Origin of the sequence: Mesorhizobium sp. M7A.F.Ca.US.010.02.1.1, assembly GCF_004023085.1 — a bacterium.
Lineage (GTDB): Bacteria > Pseudomonadota > Alphaproteobacteria > Rhizobiales > Rhizobiaceae > Mesorhizobium.
Window position 1 is genome coordinate 1 of the sequence record NZ_RZRV01000067.1, and the last position, 20736, is coordinate 20736.

A 20736-nucleotide genomic window follows, 5' to 3' on the forward strand; every position below is an offset into this window, starting at 1 on the left:
GTCTTGCCTTCCAGCTTGCCGACGACCTGCTCGATTTGACCGCCGATGCCAGCCAGATGGGCAAGGCGACCGGCAAGGACGCCGCCGCCGGCAAGGGGACGCTGGTGGCCTTGCATGGTGCGAATTGGGCACGCGGCCAGCTTCACGGCCTCGTCGAACAGGCCCATGCACTGCTTGAGCCCTATGGCGACGATGCCCAATTGCTGAAGGAAGCGGCGACGTTCGTGGCGGCGCGTAACAGCTGAGGTTGTGCCAGCCGGAACATCGAGCTGATCGACGCACGCACGTCCCCGCCGGCCGGTTCTGAAATAGAGCTTGAGCGGAAGCCTGCCGAGGCAGAGGATCGACATCGCTTTGCCACCGCACGGCAAGCACGCGGTGCGGATAGAGTTGGAGGGATGCCATGTCGACCACCGACAAGCTGTTCACCGGTTCCATTCCCGAAGTCTACGACCGGGCGATGGTGCCGCTGATCTTCGAGCCCTATGCGCAGGATCTGGCGGAGAGAGTGTCGAAGCTCGGGCCGCAATCGGTGCTCGAAGTGGCGGCGGGCACCGGTGTGGTGACGCGTGCGCTGGCAGCAAGATTGCCGGCGCAAACACGCATCGTGGCCACCGACCTTAACCAGCCGATGCTCGACCACGCGCGCACGCGGATGTCGGACGATCCTCGTATCATCTGGCAGCAGGCCGACGCCCAGGCACTGCCCTTCGAGGACGCCCGGTTCGACGCCGTGGTCTGCCAATTTGGCGCGATGTTCTTCCCCGATCGGGTGGGCGCCTACGGGCAAGCGCGGCGGATGATGCGGCCGGGCGGGCATTTCCTGTTCAACGTCTGGGGTGCCATCGAAGACAACGAGTTCGCCGAGGAAGTGACGCGGGCACTCGGCCATTTCTTTCCGGCCGATCCGCCTCGCTTCATGGCAAGGACGCCGCATGGCTATCACGATGCGGACGTCATCCGCGCCGACCTTCATGCCGCCGGCTTCCGTGACATCACCATAGAGCCGCTGGATGCCGTCAGCGCCGCTTCCTCGCCATATGAGGCGGCCGCGGCCTATTGCCAGGGCACGCCCCTGCGGGCCGAGATCGAGGCGCGCGGTGGCTCGCTGGAGGAGGCGACGCGATACGTGGCGAATGCCCTTGGGAAACGGTTCGGGGAAGGTCCGGTGAGTGGCCGCATCCGCGCCCTCGTCGTGGAAGCGGCCTAGGCGTGCTGTCCATCCGGCGGCTCGCACGGCCTGCCTACCCGCAGAACGAAATTTTAATGTAAATGAAGCGTAATCCCGGCCATTAAAATGGTGCGTATGTGTTGGGGTTGCGCATGCCTGAATATTCGTCCTTCATCCGGTCGGTCCGGATCCGCTATATTTCAGGGTTGCTGATCTTCGCGCTGGCTTCCGCCGGCATCGTGATTGCGCTTGACCGCGTCAATTCCTTTCGCCGCGACATCGATGCGCTGAGCAGCAATCTCGTCATCTTCACCCGCGACCTGCGCAACGCGACCAGCTTTGCCGAGACGACCGGCACAGCCTGGCGGGCGGAGACACGCGATGCCCTGACCACATCGGCGCGCGGCCATTCGGAGCGTCTGACCGGCGAGATCGAGACGCTGACCGCCCAGCTTGCGGCGATCAAGCCGCGGCTGTCGATCAAGACCGTCAACGAACTCCAGTCCGCTTCCGTCAACGGCGATCTGTTCTGGTCGCCGCGCGACATGGTGCGCAATTTTAACCTGATGTCGGTGGCGCAGAAGGTCGACGAGTGGAGCTATCGCGAAATCCGCAACCAGAACGACCTGTTTGCCCAGCCTATGCTGGTTCGCGTCCGCACCGCCATGGATGATGAGCGCCACCTGGCCGATGCCTCAAGCGACAGACTGCTGCTGTGGGCGAGCGGCATCCTGTTCGCGGCACTTGCCATCGTCGCCTTCTGGATCTTCCGCCCGATGGAAGTGGCAATCCGCCGCGCCTTTGCCGAATCCGCCGAATCCCTGTTCAAGGCCGAGGCCGCCGACCGCGCCAAATCGGAATTCCTGGCCAATATGAGCCACGAAATCCGCACGCCGATGAACGGCGTGCTCGGCATGGCCGAACTGCTGGCGAAGACCGATCTGACCCCGCGCCAAAAGACCTTCACGGACGTCATCGTCAAATCCGGCAACGCGTTGCTCACCATCATCAACGACATCCTCGATTTCTCCAAGATCAATGCCGGCCAGCTCACCCTCGACCCTGCTCCCTTTCGCCTTTCCGAGGCGGTCGAGGATGTGGCGACGCTGGTCTCGGCGCGCGTCGCCGAAAAGAACCTCGAACTGATCGTGCGTGTCGACCCGCGCCTGCCGGCCCATGTCGTCGGTGACGCCGGCCGGTTCCGGCAGATCATCACCAACCTGCTCGGCAATGCCGTGAAATTCACCGAGAAGGGTCATGTGCTGATCGATGTCGGCGGCGAAATCGTCAACGACGTGGTCCAGCTCAAGGTCCGCGTCGAAGACACCGGCATCGGCATACCGGCCGAGAAACTGCAGAATGTATTCGAGAAATTCGCGCAGGTGGACGGCTCGTCCACCCGCCGTCATGAGGGCACGGGGCTGGGCCTCGCCATCGCCGCCCGCCTCGTCGACCTGATGGCAGGCAAGATCGGTGTCGAGAGCGAGATCGGCCGCGGCTCGGTGTTCTGGTTCGCGGTGCCGCTGCCCGCGCACCAGGCGGCAGCGCGCGACGAGATCGTGCCGGTCGACGTCACCGGCGCGCGCGTGCTGGTCATCGACGACAATCCGGTCAACCGCGAAATCCTGCTCGAGCAGCTCAGAAGCTGGAGCTTCGATTGTGCCGCCGCCGAAAGCGGCGCGGTGGGGCTTGCCTTCCTCGACCGCGCCTTTCAATTGGGCGCCGCCGTCGACTGCATCATCCTCGACTACCAAATGCCGGGCATGAACGGCGCCGATGTCGCCAGAGCCATTGCGTCCGACAGCCGGCTGTCCTCCATCCCGGTGGTGTTGCTGACCTCGGTCGACCAGGTCGATTTCGGCAAGATGATCATCGACTTCGGCATATCAGCACACCTGACCAAGCCGGCGCGCTCCGCGGTGCTGCTCGGCACCGTCATCTCGGTGATCCAGAAGGCCCGCTCGCAGGTCGGCAAGGCGCGATTCGTCCGCGAACCGATCGTGCAGGCTCCCCCGGCGGCGCCGCCCGCCTTCACCGTCACCCGCGGCCCGGCAATGCCGGTCGCGGCAGCGCCGGAATCGACAACCGCGCCGAACGGACCGATCGACATCCTCATTGCCGAGGACAATGACGTGAACCAACTGGTGTTCGGCCAGATCCTCAACGGGTTGGGCTTGAGCTACCGCATCGCCGGCAATGGCCGCACGGCGGTCGAGATGTACCGGGCGCTGCGCCCCAAGCTGATCCTGATGGATGTCTCGATGCCCGAAATGAACGGCTATGAGGCGACCCGCGCCATCCGGGCGATGGAGGTCTCGACGGGCGCCCACATCCCGATCATCGGCGTCACCGCGCACGCGCTGAAGGGTGATCGCGACAAGTGCATCGAATCAGGCATGGACGACTATCTGCCGAAGCCCGTTTCGCCCGACCGCCTCGGCACCAAGATCGGCACCTGGCTCAGCGAAACGGTCGTGGCCAAGACCGCCTAGACTGCATCCATGAGGATGCGTCAGACGGCTGCTGCCTCCAGACGATAGCGGCGCATCCAGTCGAGGCTTGTCGCGTCAGCAAGCTTTGCAACGCCGGGGCTTATATCCTCCTCGTCCGGCGCTCGGACCCTCAGGGCTTCGCAGATGCCTAGCAATGTCGCGGCCGGATTGCCTGAAAAGCGCTCATAGCCGACGCGCAGCGGGGATATGCCTTGCTCTGCGAACCAAATGTTCCAGGCCGCGTCATAGGTCTCGAGTTCCGCGACCTCTCGTTTGATCCGCTCGAAATCATATTGAGGCTCTTTCGGCGGCGCGACCCTTTCGATCTCGGTGCCGTCGGGAGCGATATGCCAAAGACCGGTCTGCTCTGCCTTGATCAGGGAGACAGCCTGCGCGAGCTTGTCCTCCCGCGAGAGGTGTATGTAGAGAACATTGCCGAATGCTCTTCCGAACCGCGCTCTGTCCGACTGCAGTTTTGGGAAAATCCGGTCGAGGATCGTCGAGAGCTCATCCAGATTTTCGCGCATCAAGCGAAGGCCGAAGAGGCCGGTCCCACCCTTGCCCGCAGCGATCGCCGCGTTGAGATAGACGACATTGAAGTCGAGCTCACTCATCGTGCCGCGATCCGGCAGCTTCCACTCTTCAGCCCACTCCAGCACATCCTGCCGCCGATAGAATGAGTGCGGATCGCCAGTCGTCTTCGTGGATGCCAGAAGCTTGCACAGCAGCGTGCTTCCGGTCCTCGGCGTGCCGCAGATAATGTATCCATCGAACATGTTGAGACCCATGCTGCTCGTCAAAGACAGGGCCGCCGCCCAGTAAAGATGGCGGCCGCTATAGCTGAAATCTTTGCTGGATGCGACGTTCCGGCTGTCGCTTATAAATGCCTTTCTCAGACAGAACATCGCGCCGGCAGCGGCCAAATTACCGGTTGCGCACCACCACGCACGCCCCACCGACGCTTTGCAATTTCTGGCAAATAACGTTGGCATCGGCGCGGCGGTCGACACCGATCCTGACCGCGTAGATGCCGCGCCGGCCGATCGGCGTGCGCACCCGGCTGACCACCGGATCATGCCCGTTGAGCAGGGCCGGGAACCGGCTCCTTATCCTGAGCCACTGGTTGATCGCGGCGCTGCGGCGAAAATTGCCGGCCACCTGGATGCCCCATGGCTTTATGTTGATCGAAGCCATGGCCACCGTCCGCGACATGATCACCGGCAGTTTTCGGCAAGCGACGGCAAAATCCGTCTTTGCGTCGAGCGGCTCGACTTTTCCGGCATAGGCCCGGTCCGTGAACTTGTCGGCTGGTTCGCCCATGATGTCTAAGACATAGCTTTCGGTCTCCATCGGCAGGAACCCCCCGGAGCTGAGCCAGCGCGACACCCGGCTCTCGCCGGCATTGTAGGCGGCGGCGGCCAGGCCGAGATTGCCGTAGCCGGTTTTCATTTCGGCGAGATATCTAGCCGAAGCCGGAATCGCCTGGTTGATGTCGAAGGAATTGGCAAGCCCGCGCATCTTGGCGGTGCCCGGCATGAACTGGGCAATGCCTTCGGCACCGACCGGACTGACGGCGTTGGGATCGAAACGGCTTTCCTTCCAGATCAGCCGGGCGAAGAAATCCCTGGACAGGCCGTTCTGGTCGGCATGCGCCTGGATCAGATTGCAGACTTTGTCGATCAGCCGCTGCTTGGCGGATTGCGGCGGATCGGCCAGCACAAGGGTCGACCAGGTCAGCCCGTACAGCAGGATCAGCGCTGCCCAAAGGAAACGCTGCATCGGTTCTACTCGGCCGCGGCCTTGCCGCGACCGAACCGTTGCTCGATATAGTCGGCGACCATCTTCTCGAAATCCGCGGCGATCGACGGCCCGCGCAGCGTCGCCGCCTTTTTGCCGTCGACGAAGACAGGCGCCGTCGGCATTTCGCCCGTGCCGGGCAGCGAAATGCCGATATCGGCATGCTTGGACTCGCCAGGGCCGTTGACGATGCAACCCATCACCGCGACCTTGAGGTTCTCGACGCCGGGGTATTTGTCGCGCCACACGGGCATGTTCTTCCTGAGATCGGCCTGGATGTTCTGGGCGAGTTCCTGGAACACGGTGGAGGTGGTGCGGCCGCAACCGGGGCAAGCGGCAACAATCGGCACGAACTGCCTGAACCCCATGGTCTGCAGCAATTCCTGCGACACCTGCACCTCGCGCGTGCGGTCGCCATTCGGCTCCGGTGTCAGCGAGATGCGGATGGTGTCGCCGATGCCTTGCTGGAGCAGGATGCCCATGGCGGCCGACGAAGCGACGATGCCCTTCGAGCCCATGCCGGCTTCGGTCAGGCCGAGATGCAGCGCATGATTGGAGCGGGTGGCGAGTTCGGTATAGACGGCGATCAGGTCCTGCACGCCGCTGACCTTGGCCGACAGGATGATTTTCTCGCGGTCAAGGCCGATCTCCTCCGCCATCTCGGCCGACAGGATCGCCGACTGCACGATCGCCTCGCGCATCACCTCCTGGGCCGTCAGCGGGAAACCCTTGTCCTGGTTGTCGTCCATCAGCCGGGTCAAAAGCTCCTGGTCGAGCGAGCCCCAGTTGACACCGATGCGTACCGGCTTGTCATGCTTGATCGCCATCTCGACGATATCGGCGAACTGGCGGTCCTTCTTGTCCTTGAAGCCGACATTGCCGGGGTTAATGCGATATTTGGCCAGCGCGTCGGCGCAGGCCGGGTGATCGGCCAAAAGCTTGTGGCCGATATAGTGGAAATCGCCGACCAGCGGCACGTGGATACCCAGCCGCTGAAGCCGCTCATGAATGCGCGGCACGGCGGCGGCGCTCTCGTCGCGATCGACGGTGATGCGCACGATCTCGGAGCCGGCCCGGTGGAGGGCTGCGACCTGCGCAACCGTCTGGTCGATATCGGCCGTGTCGGTGTTGGTCATCGATTGGACGACGACAGGCGCGCCGCCGCCGACGACCACGCCGCCGACATCGACGCCGACCGACGTGCGGCGGGGGAAAGGAGAGGAAAAATATCCGGTCATGCCGGCAGCCTTTTGTCTCTGGGGCATCTTGTGTCCTGCATGGACGCACAACGACGCCCCGGGCCGATGCGCTGAGGTCCGGGCATGAGGTGGAGGAGCAAAGATGGCTTGTCAATGGCGACAGGTCGCCACTGGCCGGAATCGCCCGCCGCCGGCGACCAGAAACAATCGATGTTCTGGCGAAACGGGCGACGGCCGAAGCGGAGATTGAGCCGGGTGCAAGTCCAGCTTCGGCTGACAGACCGGTGCTGGAAATCAAAACCCTCCACACCGGCGGCGTGGTGCCGCCGGGAAAAGAGGCCGCGAATATTGGGCGGCTATGTCAGGAGGGTATCAATGCGTGGTCGGTTTGCCTCTTAGTTTTTCAATCTCGTCCTTGAGTGCCAGCTTGCGTCGCTTGAGATTCACGATTTCGAGGTCGTCGACCGATGGATGATTCATCGCGTCATCGATTTCACGTTCGATGTCGCCGTGTTTCCGCTGCAACTCATCAAGATGGGATGCAAGAGACATGATTGGTTCTCCCTTTCATGGTTTTCCTCGATTGCAACCGTCACGGCGCGTCCACCGCAGGTTCGCTTCTGTGACGGCACGGTGACAGTGTGTCACCTTCCGCGGGCGATGTCGAATGATCCGTGGTAGCATTCCACGACACTGTGAAATGTGATATGGGCTGCACGCCGGTGACAAAACACCCGGCCCCGCCCAATCAGGCCCAGCTTTGGGCGCCGCAGACGTGCAGACGGTAGAGAATGTCCGATCAGGAACAGGCCGATATTCGCCTCGAATTTTCCCGCCTGAAGCAGGAACACGCCGATTTCGATGCCGCCATCAACGCGATGATCGCCATGGCCTGCGATCCGCTGCAGATCCAGCGCATGAAGAAGAAGAAGCTGTTCCTCAAGGATCGGCTGATGGCACTGGAAGACAAGATCATTCCCGACATCATTGCGTGAGTTGGCATTCGCTCGCCCGCGCGCTACCCGGCGATCGAAAGCTTTGCGGCACGATCACGCAGCAAGCCGATGAGTTCGCCGGTCCGCTCCTCGGACGTATCGATGGGGACCACCAGGCACATCGTCGCCTCGACCTTGCCCGGCGCTGAAAACACCGGTGCGGCAAGGCACTTCGTATAGGCATCGACAAGGCCCGAAGTGACGCAATAGCCGGTGACCTGGGCTTTTGCGATGTCGGCGACGAAATCGTCAAGCCGCAGTTTGCGCCCGTCGGGCAGCACGAGGTCGTCGTTTGACACCATGTCTTCGATCTCAGCCTTCTCCAGCCCCGCCAGAAGCAGCCGCCCCGAGGCTGTCCAGGGCAGCGGTATCTGCAAGCCGGTGGCGGAACTGATGCGGAACGGTCTGGTGCCGGGACTCGCATGGACGATCGTATAGCGGCCGCTCTGCAGCATGCACAGTTCGGAAGTCTCGCCGGTCTCGCGCGACAGATTGTCGACCTCCTGGCGCCCCCGCCTCAACAGGTCGTTGCCCCGCACATAGTCCATTCCGTAGAGATAGAGCTTCTTGCCGAAATAGACGCGATTGCCGTCGCCTTCCATTTCCAGCAGTCCCGCATCGACCAGCGACCGCACCAGCGTATAGGCCGTCGAGCGGGGCGCGTTCACGCCCTTGGCAAGGTCGCCAATGCCGATCGCGCGCTGGGTCGTGTGAAGAAACTCCAGAATCTCGAGCACCCGGTTGAGCCCCTTTTCACGGGAGCCCGAAATCTTCTCGCCGGCTGAAAGTGCCGAGGTATTGCCATCTTGCATTGTTGATTCCCGGTGTTAGTATCTGTCCTGTACAGGATACATGCGTCTCTTGTAAGAGACAATCGCTTCGACGTCACTGACGCGTGTATTGCCTGTGCAAGGGGAACACAAACGAAAGGAGGTCGCCGTGAACGACACATCCGGAAGACGTGATTTTCTGAAATTGGGAATGGCGGGACTGGCCGCGGCCGGCGTCGTGGGTGCGGCGGTAACCGTCGATGCCCAAAAGGCCGCTGCCCAGGCAGCACCCGACAGCCTGCTGCGCACCGTGCTCGATCGCGGCAAGCTGATCGTCGGCACCGGCAGCACCAATGCGCCGTGGCACTTCGAGAACGATGCCGGCGAACTCGTCGGCATGGACATCACCATGGGGCGCATTCTTGCCAAGGGCCTTTTCGACGATCCGACCAAGGTCGAGTTCGTGATGCAGGATCCGGCACAGCGCATCCCCAACGTCACCACCAACAAGGTCGACATCACCATTCAGTTCATGACGATGAGCGCCCAGCGCTCGCAGCTGGTCAATTTTTCCCGGCCTTACTACGTCGAGGGCGTCGCCCTGCTGAGCCTTCCGACCGCCGAGAACAAGACCTTCGACAAGCTGCTTGCCGGCGGCTCGGCGACACGCGTCTCCATCCTGCAGAATGTCGATGCCGAGGCGCAGGTGCATTCGGTGCTGCCCGAGTGCCAGGTTATGCAGATCGATACCCAGGCCAACGTGCTGCAGGCACTGGAATCGAAACGCGTCGACGCCGCTGCCGTCGATCTGTCCACGGTGCGCTGGCTCGCCTCGCGCAATCCGGACAGATATTTCGACGCCGGCAAGAGCTGGCTGAGCATGCTTTATGGCGCGGCACTCCGGCAAGGCGACCTTGACTGGCTGACCTTCGTCAACTCGACCTTCACCATCGCCATGTTCGGCCACGAAAACGCACTCTACGATGCCGCCTTCAAGGACTTTTTCGGACAGGAGCCGCCGGCGCGCCATCCCGGCTTCCCAGCCATCTGACCTGCCGGGCGGAAGGGCGTATCCAGCGCCCTTCCGCCTCCCTAGAGCAATTCCAGGAAAAGTGTGAAACGGTTTTCCGCCCGGAATTGCGTCAAAACAAAGAGTTAGAGCGGGTCGCCGTTTCCGTGAAACGGTGAACTGCTCTAAGCCTGCGGCACTGAGGCGGACGCATGGGCTATGCCCTTAATTTCAACCTGATCTGGCGGCACTTCGACAAGCTGTGGGGAGGACTGCTGCTCAGTCTCGAGCTCGCCGTCATATCGATCGCCATCGGCACCGTCATCGGCCTGGTTCTGGCGGTCTGGTACGTGTCTGCCGGACGCATCGTGCGCACCATCATCGCCGCCTACGTCGAATTCATCCGCAACGTGCCGCTGATCCTGCTCGTCTACCTCGTCTTCTACGGCCTGCCGACAGTGGTCGACATCGCCTACAGCGCGCCGACCTCGTTCGTCGTCACGCTGTCGCTCTATAGCGGCGCCTATCTGGTCGAGGTGTTTCGCTCCGGGCTCGAAGCCGTTCCGCGCGGACAGCTGGACGCCGGCAAGGCAATCGGCCTGACGCCCTGGCAAAGGCTGCTCAACGTGCGCCTGCCGACCATGCTGCGCATCACCTTGCCGGCATTGTCCAACACCTTCATATCGCTGTTCAAGGACACCTCCGTCGCCTCGGTCATTTCGGTGCCGGAGCTGACCTATGGCGCCCAGTGGATCAACTTCAACACCTTCCGCATCGTCGAGGTCTATCTCGTGGTCACGGCGATGTATCTGGTGACCGGCTACATCTTGCTTTTTGCGCTTCGGCTTGTCGAGCGCCGGTTCAGGGCGGCGCGCTGACATGCTGACCCAGATCGCCTATGCCTTACCTTTCCTCGCCCAGGGCTTTGCGCTGACACTGTGGGTATCCCTGCTGGTCGTGGTGTTTTCGCTGATTGCCGGCGTGATCATGGGCGTCGGTCTGGTCTATGGCCCGGTGCCGTTGCAATGGGCCGTGCGCATCTTCAGCGACACCATCCGCGGCATCCCGATCCTGGTGCTCATCTTCTTTGTCTATTACGGACTGCCGGCCGTCGGGCTTCATCTGCCGTCGTTCTGGGCCGCCGTGCTGGCGCTGACCCTGTTCAAGACAGCCCAGGTCGGCGAATATTTCAGAGGTGCTGTCGGCTCCATTCCGAAAGGGCAGTCCGAGGCGGCGATGGCGATCGGACTCACCTTTCGCCAGCGGCTCGCCTACGTCATTTTCCCACAGGCGTTCAGGCGCTTCCTGCCGCCCTGGATCAACGGCGTCACCGATGCGGTCAAGGGCAGCGCGCTGGTATCGCTGCTCGGCATCACCGACCTGATGCAGGCCATCAACCAGGTCATCGGCCGCACCTACGAGGCCATGCCGCTCTATATTCTCGGCGCGCTCATCTACTTCGCGGTCAACTATGCCCTTTCGCTCGCCAGCCGGCGGCTCGAGCGGCGTTTCTCCTTCATCCGGGAATAGCAATGTCCACAAGTCCGAAAAACACCCCGGCCCTTCTCGACGTCCTGGACGTTTCCAAAGCCTTTGGGACCGTCCAGGTCCTGCGTTCGGTCAGCCTGCAGGTGGCGAAGGGGGAGGTGGTGACGGTCATCGGCCCCTCCGGCAGCGGCAAAACCACGCTGCTGCGTTGCGTCAACTTTCTCGAAAGCTATGACAGCGGTTCGATTCGCATCGACGACAAGGAGGTCGGCTTTCGCGAAGCCGGAACCCGCCAGCGTCGCAGCGAACGCGATCTCGCCGCGATGCGCGCCGAGACCGGCATGGTGTTCCAGAGCTTCAACCTCTTTCCGCACCTGACAGCCGCCGGCAACATCATGCTTGGCCTCACCAAGGTGCGCGGCAAGAGCAACGCCGAAGCGCGCACCATCGCCGAACACTGGCTCGGCCGGGTCGGTCTAGCCCACAAGGCCGACAGCCTGCCCGCCGAACTGTCCGGCGGCCAGCAGCAGCGCGTCGGCATTGCCCGCGCCGTGGCCATGGGGCCGAAGATCCTGCTTCTCGACGAGATAACATCCGCGCTCGACCCGGAACTGGTCGGCGAGGTGCTCGAGGTCGTGCGCAGCCTGGCCGAGGACGGCATGACGATGGTGATGGTCACGCACGAAATGGCCTTTGCCCGAGATGCCTCGAGTCGCATCATCTTCATGGCCGATGGCGGCGTCAGCGCGGCGGGTCCACCCGCCGAAATCCTGGCAGCCGACACCGACAATGAGCGCCTGCGCACCTTCCTGGCACGCTTCCGCGCCTCGCATTTCTAGAACGGGACAGCGAACGCTGTCGTAAGGAGCCTTCTTTCATGACGCCTTATATCCGGCTCGCCGCGTTGGGCCTGACGCTGCCCGAGCCGCCGACCCCGATCGCCAACTTCGTCACCCATGCCGAAAGCGGCCGGCTGATCTTCCTGTCCGGCCAGGGACCGCTGCGCACCGATGGCAAACTGTTCACCGGCAAGGTAGGAGACGATGTCACCGTCGAGCAGGCTTATGGCCATGCCCGCCTCACCGGCCTCAATCTGCTTGCCGTCATGCACGCAGCCACCGGCGACCTTGGCCGGATCGTGCGCGTCGTCAAGCTGCTCGGCTTCGTCAACGCCATACCGACCTTCAGCGACCACCCGAAAGTGGTCAATGGCTGTTCCGACCTGTTTGCCGATGTGTTCGACAATATCGGCGGCCATGCCCGCTCGGCGATCGGCGTCGGCTCCTTGCCTGGAAACATCACCGTTGAAATCGAGGCGGTTGTCGAGATCGCCGCCTGACCTTTAGAAGAATGGAATCCGAGAGATGAAAACCACTTCCACCGACGGCTCCAACACCACCATCCGCGAACGGCTCGGCCTTCGCCCGATCATCAATGTCTCCGGCACGATGACCGCGCTCGGCGCGTCGATCATTGTCCCCGAAGCGATCAGCGCCATGGCGGAAATGGCCTCGCAATGGGTGGAAATGGATGACCTGCAACGCGCCGCAAGCACGATCGTCGCGCGCCTGACCGGCGGCGAAACCGGTTTCATCACTGCCTGCTGCGCCAGCGGCATCACCATGGCGATCGCCGGTGCGATGACGGGGACCAATCTGCTCGCCATCGAGCGGCTGCCTGATAACACGGAAGGTCTCAAGTCGGAGGTCATCGTCCAGCTCGGCCACATCGTCAACTATGGTGCGCCGATCGACCAGTCGGTCCGGCTGGCGGGCGCCAGGGTCGTGCCGGCCGGCACGGTCAGCGTTACGCAGGACTATCATGTGCGCGACGCGATCAACGACCGCACGGCGGCGGGCCTCTATGTCGTTGCGCACCACACCGTGCAGTATGGCATGCTGTCGCTGGAGGAATTCTGCGAGATCTGCCACGCCAGGGGTGTCCCGGTGATCGTGGATGCGGCTTCAGAGTATGATCTGCGCGACTTCCTCGCGCGCGGCGCCGACATTGTCATCTACAGCGGCCACAAATTCCTGAGCGGGCCGACCAGCGGCATCGTCACCGGCCGCAAGGATCTGGTTCGCGCCGCTTATCTGCAGAACCGCGGCGTCGCCCGCGCCATGAAGGTCGGCAAGGAAAGCATCGCCGGCACCATGGCCGCACTGGAAGCCTGGGAAAAGCGCGACCATGCCGGCATCCGCCGCCGCGAAGACGCCGCGCTCAACCTGTGGAAGGACACGTTGCACGGGCTGCCGGGCGTCATCGCGCAGATCATCCCGGATCCGACCGCCAACCCTCTGGATCGGCTTCAGATTTTTGTACTGCCCGAAAGCCGGTTCACGGCGGCCGGTCTCACCTCGGCATTGGCGACGGGCTCGCCGCCGATTATCGTGCGCAACCACGAGGTGGAGCGCGGCCATTTCTTCCTCGACCCCTGCAATCTTCATCCCGGCGAGGCCGAGATCGTCGCCGAACGGCTGCGCGCCATATTGACCGCCAAGGACCGCCCGGCCGATGCGATGAAAGTCGCCCGCAAGGATTCGTCCGGCGTCTTACGCTGGCCAGATTGAACACCCGGCGAATCGCTACCTGAAATGTGTCGGCCGTAACCGGCACGCGCCATCATGCGCCTCCTGCCCTGACGGGCTCTCCAGGGCACCGGCCAGGAAACTGCCGGCTCCCTCTGCGCGCCTTGGCGGTTCCAGCTTGGCGGCTGCTTCACAACTTTTCAACAATAACTTTACAAATATCTATATTTATGTGAAGTCATGACGATGAAGGATCGCTCATGACAGCCAACCGTTTCGCCACGCGCCTGAATTCCTTTGCCTCGCGACCGCAGGCCGAGTGGCCCAATCTTACCGGCAAGCCGTCGCTGCTGCAGATGGCGGCGCGCGCCGCCAAGGTCGAGGGGCTTACCGATCTCGACCTCAACTTTCCTGACCACGTCGGTGAAAAGCCCACGGAAATCACCCTGAAACTGGGCGATCTCGGGCTTTCCATCAATGGCTTTGCCATGCGCTACTACTCCAACCCCGCCTTCAAGCTCGGCGCCTTCACCAATCCGGATCCGGCGGTGCGCCGCGAGGCCATCGACCTGACCAAGGCCGGCATCGATGCCGTGCGTGAGGCCGGCGCCAGCCTGATGACGCTGTGGCTCGGCCAGGATGGCTTCGACTACGCCTTCCAGGCCGACTATTCAACACTTTGGCAACACGAAATTGATGGGATTCGTGAAGTTGCGGCACATGATCCCGACTGTCAGATCAGCCTTGAATACAAACCGAACGAACCACGCTCCTACAGCCTGATGCCGGATGCGGCGACGACCTTGCTGGCGATCCGCGATGTCGGCCTGCCCAATCTCGGCGTCACGCTCGATTTCGCTCATGTGCTCTACGCCGACGAACAGCCGGCCTTTGCCGCGGCCCTGGTGGCGCGTCACAGCAAGCTGCTCGGCGTGCACCTGAACGACGGCTACGCCAAGCGCGACGACGGCCTGATGGTCGGCGCGGTGCACACGCTGCAGACCATCGAGCTGCTCAGGCAGATTCGCCGCGACGGTTACGCCGGCGCCATCTATTTCGACACGTTCCCCGATATGACCGGGCTCGATCCGGTGCGCGAGTGCGAAGTCAACATCGCCACCGTCAAGCGCATGCTGCGCGTCGTCGACCGGCTGGAGCAGGACAATCGCCTGTCCGCCGCCATGGACAGCCAGGACGCGGTGACGTCGCAGGCCATCATCCAGGAAATCATGCTCGGGCCGGATAGCTGAGGCATCCGCGCCATCGCCGTTTTCAACCAGGGAGGAATACAAATGAAACTTCTGCTTGCCACCGCTACTGCCGCACTAATGGTTCTCTCGATCGGCTCTGCCTTTGCCGCCGACCTCGCGCCGCTCAATTCCGACACGGAAAAGGACCGCATCGACTGGTCGCAGGTCGAGGCCAAGTTCGGCGCGTTCCCCAAGCTGCCCGAAGGCACCAAGGCAGGCGCGGTCTCCAAGACGCTGACCAATGAATACTGGCGCTCGCTGGGCGAGGGCTACACGGCATTCGGCGCCAAGGTCGGCGTTCCCGTCGTCTATCAGGCAGCGCAGAGCGAGGGCGACCAGCTCGGCCAGCTCACCATCGCCGAAGGCCTGGTGACGCAGGGCTACAACGTGCTGCTCGTCTCGCCGCAGACGGATGCCAATCTGCAGCCGATCATGGAGCAGGCCAAGGCCGCCAACGTGCCGGTGGTCAACGTCAATGACGCCGTTATCCCGCAGGCCGAGCATTATGTCGGCAATGTCCAACGCGACAATGGTGTGCGCGTCGCCAAATGGTTCATCAAGAACCGTCCGAATGGCGGCAAGGTCGCCATCGTCGAAGGTCAGGCTGGCGTCTATGCCGCCGTGCAGCGCACCGACGGCTTCAAGTCGACCATCACCGAGGGGGGCAAATTCGAGGTTGTCGCCAGCGTTCCCGGCAACTGGGACCGCCAAACCTCCTATGACGCGGCCACCAACATCCTGCAGCAGCACCCCGACCTGATCGGCTTCTATGCCAACAATGACGGCATGGCGCTCGGCATCGTCGAGGCTGTCAAGGCCGCCGGCCTGCAGGACAAGGTTGCGGTCTTCGGCACCGACGGCATTTCCGATGCCTACGCCTCCATACGGGCCGGCGAACTGACCGGCACGGTCGACAGCTTCCCGGTGCTGACCGGCGAAGTGGCGTTGGAAACAGCTCTGCGTCTCGTCGCGGGACAGAAGCTGCCGCGCGTTGTCGCCACGCCGCAGGCGCTGATCACCAAGGACAATGCCGACCGCTATTCCGGCACCGGCGCGCGCAAGGCCCTGCTCGAGGACGCGGCAGCGGGCCAATAAGGCTAATCGGCGGGTGCCGGCCAGAGCAATTCGCTGCCGGCCGGCACTCTTGCTCGGAGATAGAACCCGATGTCACCCCGGCTGCAATTCAAGGGCATTTCCAAGCTGTTTCCGGCCGTACGGGCGCTCCACGAGGTGTCACTCTCGGTCGGGGCCGGTGAAATCCACGGCCTGCTCGGCGAAAACGGCGCCGGCAAGTCGACGCTGCTGCGCGTCCTGTCTGGGGTCTACAGGCCGACAGCGGGAAGCATCCTCATCGACGGCAAGCCGGTTACACTCGCCAACCCGGTCGCCGCACGCGCTGCGGGCGTCGCCATGATCCATCAGGAATTGCAGCAGGTACCGCGCCTCAGCGTCGCCCAGAACATGTTCCTCGGCCATCCGCTGACGCGCGGCGGTATCTTCGTCGCCCGGCGCGAGCAAGAGCGCCGTGCTGCGGATGCTCTTGCGGCCATTGATCCCTCCATCGATCCGGCGGCACCCCTTGGTACCCTGAAGGTGGCGCAGCGGCAGATCGTCGAGATCGCTCGCGCGCTGCTCGATCGCGCCCGCATCGTCGCCATGGACGAGCCGACATCGAGCCTGACGCCGAGCGAATTCGAACGGCTCGCCGAAGTCATTACAGGTTTGGCGCGCGATGGCGTCGCCGTCGTCTATGTCTCGCACAAGCTGGATGAGGTGTTCGGCATCTGCCGGCGCGCCACCATCATGCGCGATGGCGTCGTCGTCGATTCCGTCGATCTGAAAGACCTGTCGGAGAAAGCGGTCGTGGCGATGATGGTCGGCCGCGAACTGGCGCAGGAACACCATAATTCCCATGCCACGAACAAGGTCATGCTGAGCGCGCGTGGCCTCTCTTCGGCGACGAAGGTGCGCAACGTGTCGTTCAATCTGCATTGCGGCGAGGTGCTGGGCATTGCCGGCCTGGTCGGTTCCGGCCGCACTGAACTTTTGCGGCTCTTGGCCGGCGCCGATCGCGCCACGGCCGGGACGATTGCAATCGACGGCAAGGCGGCGCGCTTCGCCAGCCCGCGCGATGCGATTGCCGCCGGCGTCGGACTGGTGCCGGAGGAGCGCAAACGCGAAGGCATCGTGCCGCTGCGCTCGATCACCTGCAATATGGCGCTCGCCTCGATGGCCGTGTTCGCGCCGCGCGGTCTCATCGATCACGCCAGGTTGAAACACGTGGCCGTCGAGAAGATGAGCCGTGTCAACCTGCGGCCGTTTCTGCTCGACCGGCCGATTCGCCTGTTCAGCGGCGGCAACCAGCAGAAGGCGATCATCAGCCGCTGGCTGGCGGCGGGAACCCGCATCCTCTTGTTCGACGAACCGACGCGCGGCATCGATGTCGGCGCCAAGGCGGAGATCTATCATCTGATCGAGGAACTCGCCGCCGAGGGCCATGCCGTGATCGTCGTCTCCTCCGAGCTCCCCGAAGTGATCCGGCTTGCCGACCGCGTGCTGGTCATGCGCGACGGCACGATCGCGGCCGAACTCCACAGAGACGATATCAGCGAACAGGCGATCGCGGCGCACGCCATCCCGCAAACGCAAACGCCGGCCGCGTAACAGGCAAGGCAGAGGTGACGGATATGTCGGATACCACTCTGGTGCGGCCACGCGCCGAATTCCTGCGCGGCGTTTCCATGCGCGACGCCGGCACGCTGATCGGCCTTGTCGTGATCCTGGCAGTATTCGGCGCGCTGGTGCCTGGCTTCTTCGCCGAGCGCAACCTGATCAACATCCTGCAGCAGTCGAGCATCAATGCCTGTCTGGCGCTGGGCATGACGCTGGTCATCATCTCCGGTGGCATCGACCTGTCGGTCGGGCCGACGGCGGCACTCTCGGCCGTCATCTCGGCCTCTATGATGGTCGCCGGCGTGCCGTTTCCGCTGGCCATCGCCGCCGGCTTCGCCATTGGCCTTGCCTGCGGCCTCGTCAACGGCGTGCTCGTCGCCTATGTCGGGCTGCAGCCCTTCATCGTCACATTGGGGACGCTCAGCACCTACCGGGCGCTGGCACTGATCTACACCGGCGGCAATCCGGTTCTGGGCCTGCCCGCGGGGTTCCGCGCCATCTTCAACGGATCGCTGTTTGGACTGCCTCTGGCGGTCGTCATCGTCGCCTGCGTGGCTGTCGTCGCCTGGGTCGTTTTGAAGAAGACGCCCTTCGGCGAATATCTGCTTGCCGTCGGCGGCAACGAGGAGGCGGCCTACATCGCCGGCGTGCCGATTGCCCGCACCAAGATCGCCGCCTACATGATCTCGGGCCTGCTGGCGGCGCTTGCCGCGCAGATCCTGATCGGCCGGCTCGGCGCCGCCGAGCCCATCCTCGGCAATCTCTGGGAACTCGACGCCATCGCGGCTGCCGCCATCGGCGGCGCCTCGCTGATGGGCGGCAAGGGCAGCATCGTCGGCACCATCCTGGGCGCTATCATCCTCGGCGCCATGCGCAACGGTTTGACGCTGATGAACGTCCAGTCCTTCTATCAGCTTCTGGCAACTGGTCTTATAATCCTCGCCGCGATGCTTATCGATCGCGTGACGAGGGGGCGTGGATGACCTTGAGCGGGCTGGACCTGAAAGCGGTAGGACCGCGCATCCGCATGATGATGCCGCATCTCACCCCGTTGGAGGCGAAGGTGGTGGAAACCGTCTTCGGCCGGCGCGGCTTCGATGAGAGCATTCCGCTGAAGCAGATCGCCGAAGAGTCCGGCGTGTCCGAGGCGATGGTGGTCAAGATCGCCAAGAAGCTCGGCTTTTCCGGCTATCGCGACTTCCGCACCGCCGTCTATGAATACAGTCGCCTGCCGACCGCCGAGATGCACCAGGAACTGTCGTCCGACGACAGTTCGGCCGAGATCGTGCAGAAGGTGTTCCGCACCTCCATCCAGGCGCTGGAGGAAACGCTGGCAATCCTCGACATCGAGGATTTCGACCGCGCCGCCGAGCTGCTCTTCCGTGCCAAGAACCGGGATTTCTATGGCGTCGGCGGCTCGGCGCAGATCGCCCGCGATGTCTCGCACAAGTTTCTGCGCATCGGCATCCGCGCATCGGTCTATGACGATTCGCATATGATGCTGATGTCGGCCTCGCTGCTCGGCGGCGACGACATCGCCGTCGGCTTCTCGCATTCGGGCAACACGTCGGCCGTCATCGACGCCATCCAGCTGGCCCGCAAGAACGGTGCCCGCACGCTGGCCATCACCAACTACGACAACTCGCCGCTGGCTGCGGTCGCCGACATCGTGCTTTGCTCGACCGCGCAAGGGTCGCCGCTGATGGGCGAGAACGCAGCGGCGCGCATTGCCCAGCTCAACATCCTCGACGCGCTGTTCGTGGCGGTGGCGCAGCGCGACTATCAGGCGGCTGAGCGCAATCTCGGCCGCACCATGTCGGCGGTGACATCGAAACGAAAAGACCGGGGCTCATGACGACAACGCCGCTGGTCACCGTGTTCGGCAGCTTGCATTATGACATCATGGTCGACGCGCCCGATCGCCCGCGCAAGGGCGAGACGGTGACCGGCCATGCCTGGCATCCGAAATGCGGCGGCAAGGGCGGCAACCAGGCTGTCTCGGCGGCGCGGGCCGGTGTGCGCGCGGCGATGATCGGCGCCGTCGGCGGCGATGATTTCGGGCGGGCGTTGCTGGCCAATCTCGATCGCGCCAAGGTCGACCACCGCTTCGTGCGGGTGGCCGCTGGCGCCGGCTCCGGCATGAGCGTGGCGATCTTCGACGCGGGCGGCGACTATGGCGCGGTGATCGTCTCAGGCAGCAATCTGACACTGGGCCATGCCGACATTGCCTCAGCTTCCGATGTGGTGGGACAGACGGCGGTGCTCCTGCTGCAGAACGAAGTGCCGGAAGCCGCCAACATTGCCGCTGCACGCGCAGTCAAGGCACGGTGCGGCCGCGTCGTGCTCAACGCGGCCCCCGCGCGCAAACTCTCCGAGGAGTTGATCGCCCTGGTCGACATATTGGTGGTCAACGCGATCGAGGCGGAATTCCTGGCCGGCGTGGCGGTGGTCGAGACACTCGACGGGGCCGCGCAAGCCGCGCGGCTATTGGCCGATCTCTATCCGTTGGCGATTGTCACGGCGGGCGGCGAGGGCGTCGCCTGCTGCGACCAGACCGGCGAGGCCTTTGCGCTGCAGGCCGTCCCGGTCAAGGTCGCCAGCACGCATGGCGCCGGCGATGAATTCGTTGGCGCGCTGGCCGCGGGACTTGCCCGTGGGCAGACCATGCGGGCGGCCATCACCGCCGCCAACGCGGCTTCGGCCTTGCTTGTCTCTACGCCGGAGGCCGAGCGCAACGGCATCTGATGGCCTGATTCAACTTTGCCAAAGAGCCGCGGCCGCCGCCTATCCTTGCGGCCTCGCGCGAATTCCGCTAAGGCGCGCCTTTGTCGCCGGGGAACACGGACTTGGACGATCAACGCGCCGACGTCGCCATCATCATGGGCAGCCAGTCCGACTGGGCGACGATGTGCCATGCGGCCGAAACTCTGGAAGCACTCGGCATCCCGCACAAGCGGCTGATCATCTCCGCGCATCGCACGCCGGACCGGCTCTATGATTTCGCCAAGGGCGCCAAGGCGGCCGGCTACAAGGTGATCATCGCCGGCGCCGGCGGTGCGGCGCACCTGCCCGGCATGACGGCGGCGATGACGCCGCTGCCGGTGTTCGGCGTGCCGGTGGAATCGAAAGCGCTTTCCGGGCAGGATTCGCTGCTGTCCATTGTCCAGATGCCGGCCGGCATTCCGGTGGGAACGCTAGCCATCGGCAAGGCCGGCGCCGCCAACGCAGCCCTTCTGGCCGCTGCCGTGCTGGCGCTGAACGATGACAGCCTTGCCGTCCGTCTCGATGCCTGGCGCGCCGCGCAGACCGCCAAGGTCGCTGCCGAACCGACGGATACGCCGTGAGCCTGCCCGCCGGATCGACG

22 protein-coding genes are annotated in these 20736 nt (G+C 63.6%); 17 read left to right on the forward strand and 5 right to left on the reverse strand.

Annotated elements, in window-relative coordinates; translation table 11 throughout:
• The 3 genes from EOA19_RS33220 to EOA19_RS33230 all read left to right on the forward strand — a co-directional run.
• The coding region (locus tag EOA19_RS33220; protein ID WP_206638152.1) for a polyprenyl synthetase family protein at nt 1-245 on the forward strand (245 nt) is incomplete at its 5' end.
• A 158-nt stretch (nt 246-403) separates the two neighbouring features.
• Complete coding sequence (locus tag EOA19_RS33225; RefSeq protein WP_023810943.1) at nt 404-1210, forward strand: class I SAM-dependent methyltransferase; 807 nt, start codon at nt 404-406, stop codon at nt 1208-1210.
• A 113-nt stretch (nt 1211-1323) separates the two neighbouring features.
• A complete protein-coding gene (locus EOA19_RS33230) occupies nt 1324-3663 on the forward strand; it encodes a response regulator (protein WP_128305962.1) in 2340 nt (779 codons plus the stop codon).
• A gap of 20 nt (nt 3664-3683) precedes the next feature.
• Here EOA19_RS33230 and EOA19_RS33235 read toward each other — a convergent pair whose 3' ends face one another.
• From EOA19_RS33235 to EOA19_RS33250, 4 genes are all read right to left on the reverse strand, one after another.
• Nucleotides 3684-4586 (reverse strand): Stf0 family sulfotransferase, encoded by a 903-nt coding sequence (locus tag EOA19_RS33235; protein ID WP_245486440.1) that lies wholly within the window; start codon nt 4584-4586, stop codon nt 3684-3686.
• A 1-nt stretch (nt 4587) separates the two neighbouring features.
• Nucleotides 4588-5442 (reverse strand): lytic transglycosylase domain-containing protein, encoded by an 855-nt coding sequence (locus EOA19_RS33240; protein WP_128305963.1) that lies wholly within the window; start codon nt 5440-5442, stop codon nt 4588-4590.
• A gap of 5 nt (nt 5443-5447) precedes the next feature.
• A complete protein-coding gene (gene ispG, locus EOA19_RS33245; RefSeq protein ID WP_164893111.1) occupies nt 5448-6698 on the reverse strand; it encodes a flavodoxin-dependent (E)-4-hydroxy-3-methylbut-2-enyl-diphosphate synthase in 1251 nt (416 codons plus the stop codon).
• A 333-nt stretch (nt 6699-7031) separates the two neighbouring features.
• Nucleotides 7032-7211 carry a YdcH family protein gene (locus EOA19_RS33250; RefSeq protein ID WP_013529217.1) on the reverse strand — a complete coding sequence of 60 codons (180 nt, stop codon included), beginning with the start codon at nt 7209-7211 and terminating at the stop codon, nt 7032-7034.
• Between the two features lie 239 nt (nt 7212-7450).
• Between EOA19_RS33250 and EOA19_RS33255 the strand changes: the two genes are divergently transcribed.
• Complete coding sequence (locus tag EOA19_RS33255; protein WP_013529216.1) at nt 7451-7654, forward strand: DUF465 domain-containing protein; 204 nt, start codon at nt 7451-7453, stop codon at nt 7652-7654.
• Nucleotides 7655-7677: 23 nt separating this feature from the next.
• On the opposite strand, the gene EOA19_RS33260 is transcribed toward EOA19_RS33255, so the two are convergent.
• Nucleotides 7678-8466, reverse strand: coding sequence for an IclR family transcriptional regulator (locus EOA19_RS33260; RefSeq protein WP_128305965.1), 789 nt, complete (start codon nt 8464-8466; stop codon nt 7678-7680).
• 127 nt (nt 8467-8593) lie between these two features.
• On the opposite strand from EOA19_RS33260, the gene EOA19_RS33265 reads away from it, so the two are divergent.
• From EOA19_RS33265 to purE, 13 genes are all read left to right on the forward strand, one after another.
• Nucleotides 8594-9475 (forward strand): transporter substrate-binding domain-containing protein, encoded by an 882-nt coding sequence (locus EOA19_RS33265; RefSeq protein WP_128305966.1) that lies wholly within the window; start codon nt 8594-8596, stop codon nt 9473-9475.
• A gap of 170 nt (nt 9476-9645) precedes the next feature.
• Entirely contained in the window at nt 9646-10311 is a 666-nt protein-coding gene (locus tag EOA19_RS33270) for an amino acid ABC transporter permease (RefSeq protein ID WP_023810937.1), read from the forward strand.
• 1 nt (nt 10312) lies between these two features.
• Nucleotides 10313-10963: an amino acid ABC transporter permease gene (locus tag EOA19_RS33275; protein ID WP_128305967.1), complete on the forward strand. Its 651-nt coding sequence runs from the start codon at nt 10313-10315 to the stop codon at nt 10961-10963.
• A gap of 2 nt (nt 10964-10965) precedes the next feature.
• A complete protein-coding gene (locus EOA19_RS33280) occupies nt 10966-11760 on the forward strand; it encodes an amino acid ABC transporter ATP-binding protein (RefSeq protein ID WP_128305968.1) in 795 nt (264 codons plus the stop codon).
• A 38-nt stretch (nt 11761-11798) separates the two neighbouring features.
• Nucleotides 11799-12260: a RidA family protein gene (locus EOA19_RS33285; protein WP_128305969.1), complete on the forward strand. Its 462-nt coding sequence runs from the start codon at nt 11799-11801 to the stop codon at nt 12258-12260.
• Between the two features lie 25 nt (nt 12261-12285).
• Entirely contained in the window at nt 12286-13491 is a 1206-nt protein-coding gene (locus tag EOA19_RS33290; protein ID WP_128305970.1) for an aminotransferase class V-fold PLP-dependent enzyme, read from the forward strand.
• A 218-nt stretch (nt 13492-13709) separates the two neighbouring features.
• A complete protein-coding gene (locus EOA19_RS33295; RefSeq protein WP_128305971.1) occupies nt 13710-14699 on the forward strand; it encodes a TIM barrel protein in 990 nt (329 codons plus the stop codon).
• A gap of 42 nt (nt 14700-14741) precedes the next feature.
• The gene (locus EOA19_RS33300; protein WP_128305972.1) at nt 14742-15794 is read left to right on the forward strand and encodes a substrate-binding domain-containing protein; all 1053 of its coding nucleotides are present in this window, start codon (nt 14742-14744) and stop codon (nt 15792-15794) included.
• Between the two features lie 69 nt (nt 15795-15863).
• Nucleotides 15864-17363, forward strand: a complete 1500-nt coding sequence (locus tag EOA19_RS33305; protein WP_128305973.1) for a sugar ABC transporter ATP-binding protein — start codon at nt 15864-15866, stop codon at nt 17361-17363.
• A gap of 23 nt (nt 17364-17386) precedes the next feature.
• Nucleotides 17387-18355 (forward strand): ABC transporter permease, encoded by a 969-nt coding sequence (locus EOA19_RS33310; protein ID WP_128305974.1) that lies wholly within the window; start codon nt 17387-17389, stop codon nt 18353-18355.
• Nucleotides 18352-19227: a MurR/RpiR family transcriptional regulator gene (locus tag EOA19_RS33315; RefSeq protein WP_013529211.1), complete on the forward strand. Its 876-nt coding sequence runs from the start codon at nt 18352-18354 to the stop codon at nt 19225-19227. Before EOA19_RS33310 ends, EOA19_RS33315 begins: the two co-directional genes overlap by 4 nt.
• Complete coding sequence (locus EOA19_RS33320; RefSeq protein ID WP_128305975.1) at nt 19224-20117, forward strand: ribokinase; 894 nt, start codon at nt 19224-19226, stop codon at nt 20115-20117. The genes EOA19_RS33315 and EOA19_RS33320 overlap by 4 nt, the downstream gene beginning before the upstream one ends.
• Nucleotides 20118-20218: 101 nt before the next feature.
• A complete protein-coding gene (gene purE / locus EOA19_RS33325; RefSeq protein ID WP_128305976.1) occupies nt 20219-20716 on the forward strand; it encodes a 5-(carboxyamino)imidazole ribonucleotide mutase in 498 nt (165 codons plus the stop codon).
• Nucleotides 20717-20736: the final 20 nt, after the last annotated feature.

Bases quoted from the DNA above. Each gene is read 5' to 3' on its own strand.
- EOA19_RS33320 (WP_128305975.1), top strand. From the start codon at position 19,224: ATGACGACAACGCCGCTGGTCACCGTGTTCGGCAGCTTGCATTATGAC.
- EOA19_RS33255 (WP_013529216.1), top strand. From the start codon at position 7,451: ATGTCCGATCAGGAACAGGCCGATATTCGCCTCGAATTTTCCCGCCTG.
- EOA19_RS33240 (WP_128305963.1), bottom strand. From the start codon at position 5,442: ATGCAGCGTTTCCTTTGGGCAGCGCTGATCCTGCTGTACGGGCTGACC.
- EOA19_RS33225 (WP_023810943.1), top strand. From the start codon at position 404: ATGTCGACCACCGACAAGCTGTTCACCGGTTCCATTCCCGAAGTCTAC.
- EOA19_RS33260 (WP_128305965.1), bottom strand. From the start codon at position 8,466: ATGCAAGATGGCAATACCTCGGCACTTTCAGCCGGCGAGAAGATTTCG.
- EOA19_RS33310 (WP_128305974.1), top strand. From the start codon at position 17,387: ATGTCGGATACCACTCTGGTGCGGCCACGCGCCGAATTCCTGCGCGGC.
- EOA19_RS33250 (WP_013529217.1), bottom strand. From the start codon at position 7,211: ATGTCTCTTGCATCCCATCTTGATGAGTTGCAGCGGAAACACGGCGAC.
- EOA19_RS33230 (WP_128305962.1), top strand. From the start codon at position 1,324: ATGCCTGAATATTCGTCCTTCATCCGGTCGGTCCGGATCCGCTATATT.
- EOA19_RS33305 (WP_128305973.1), top strand. From the start codon at position 15,864: ATGTCACCCCGGCTGCAATTCAAGGGCATTTCCAAGCTGTTTCCGGCC.
- EOA19_RS33315 (WP_013529211.1), top strand. From the start codon at position 18,352: ATGACCTTGAGCGGGCTGGACCTGAAAGCGGTAGGACCGCGCATCCGC.
- EOA19_RS33270 (WP_023810937.1), top strand. From the start codon at position 9,646: ATGGGCTATGCCCTTAATTTCAACCTGATCTGGCGGCACTTCGACAAG.
- ispG (WP_164893111.1), bottom strand. From the start codon at position 6,698: ATGACCGGATATTTTTCCTCTCCTTTCCCCCGCCGCACGTCGGTCGGC.
- EOA19_RS33280 (WP_128305968.1), top strand. From the start codon at position 10,966: ATGTCCACAAGTCCGAAAAACACCCCGGCCCTTCTCGACGTCCTGGAC.
- EOA19_RS33285 (WP_128305969.1), top strand. From the start codon at position 11,799: ATGACGCCTTATATCCGGCTCGCCGCGTTGGGCCTGACGCTGCCCGAG.
- EOA19_RS33275 (WP_128305967.1), top strand. From the start codon at position 10,313: ATGCTGACCCAGATCGCCTATGCCTTACCTTTCCTCGCCCAGGGCTTT.
- EOA19_RS33290 (WP_128305970.1), top strand. From the start codon at position 12,286: ATGAAAACCACTTCCACCGACGGCTCCAACACCACCATCCGCGAACGG.
- EOA19_RS33300 (WP_128305972.1), top strand. From the start codon at position 14,742: ATGAAACTTCTGCTTGCCACCGCTACTGCCGCACTAATGGTTCTCTCG.
- EOA19_RS33295 (WP_128305971.1), top strand. From the start codon at position 13,710: ATGACAGCCAACCGTTTCGCCACGCGCCTGAATTCCTTTGCCTCGCGA.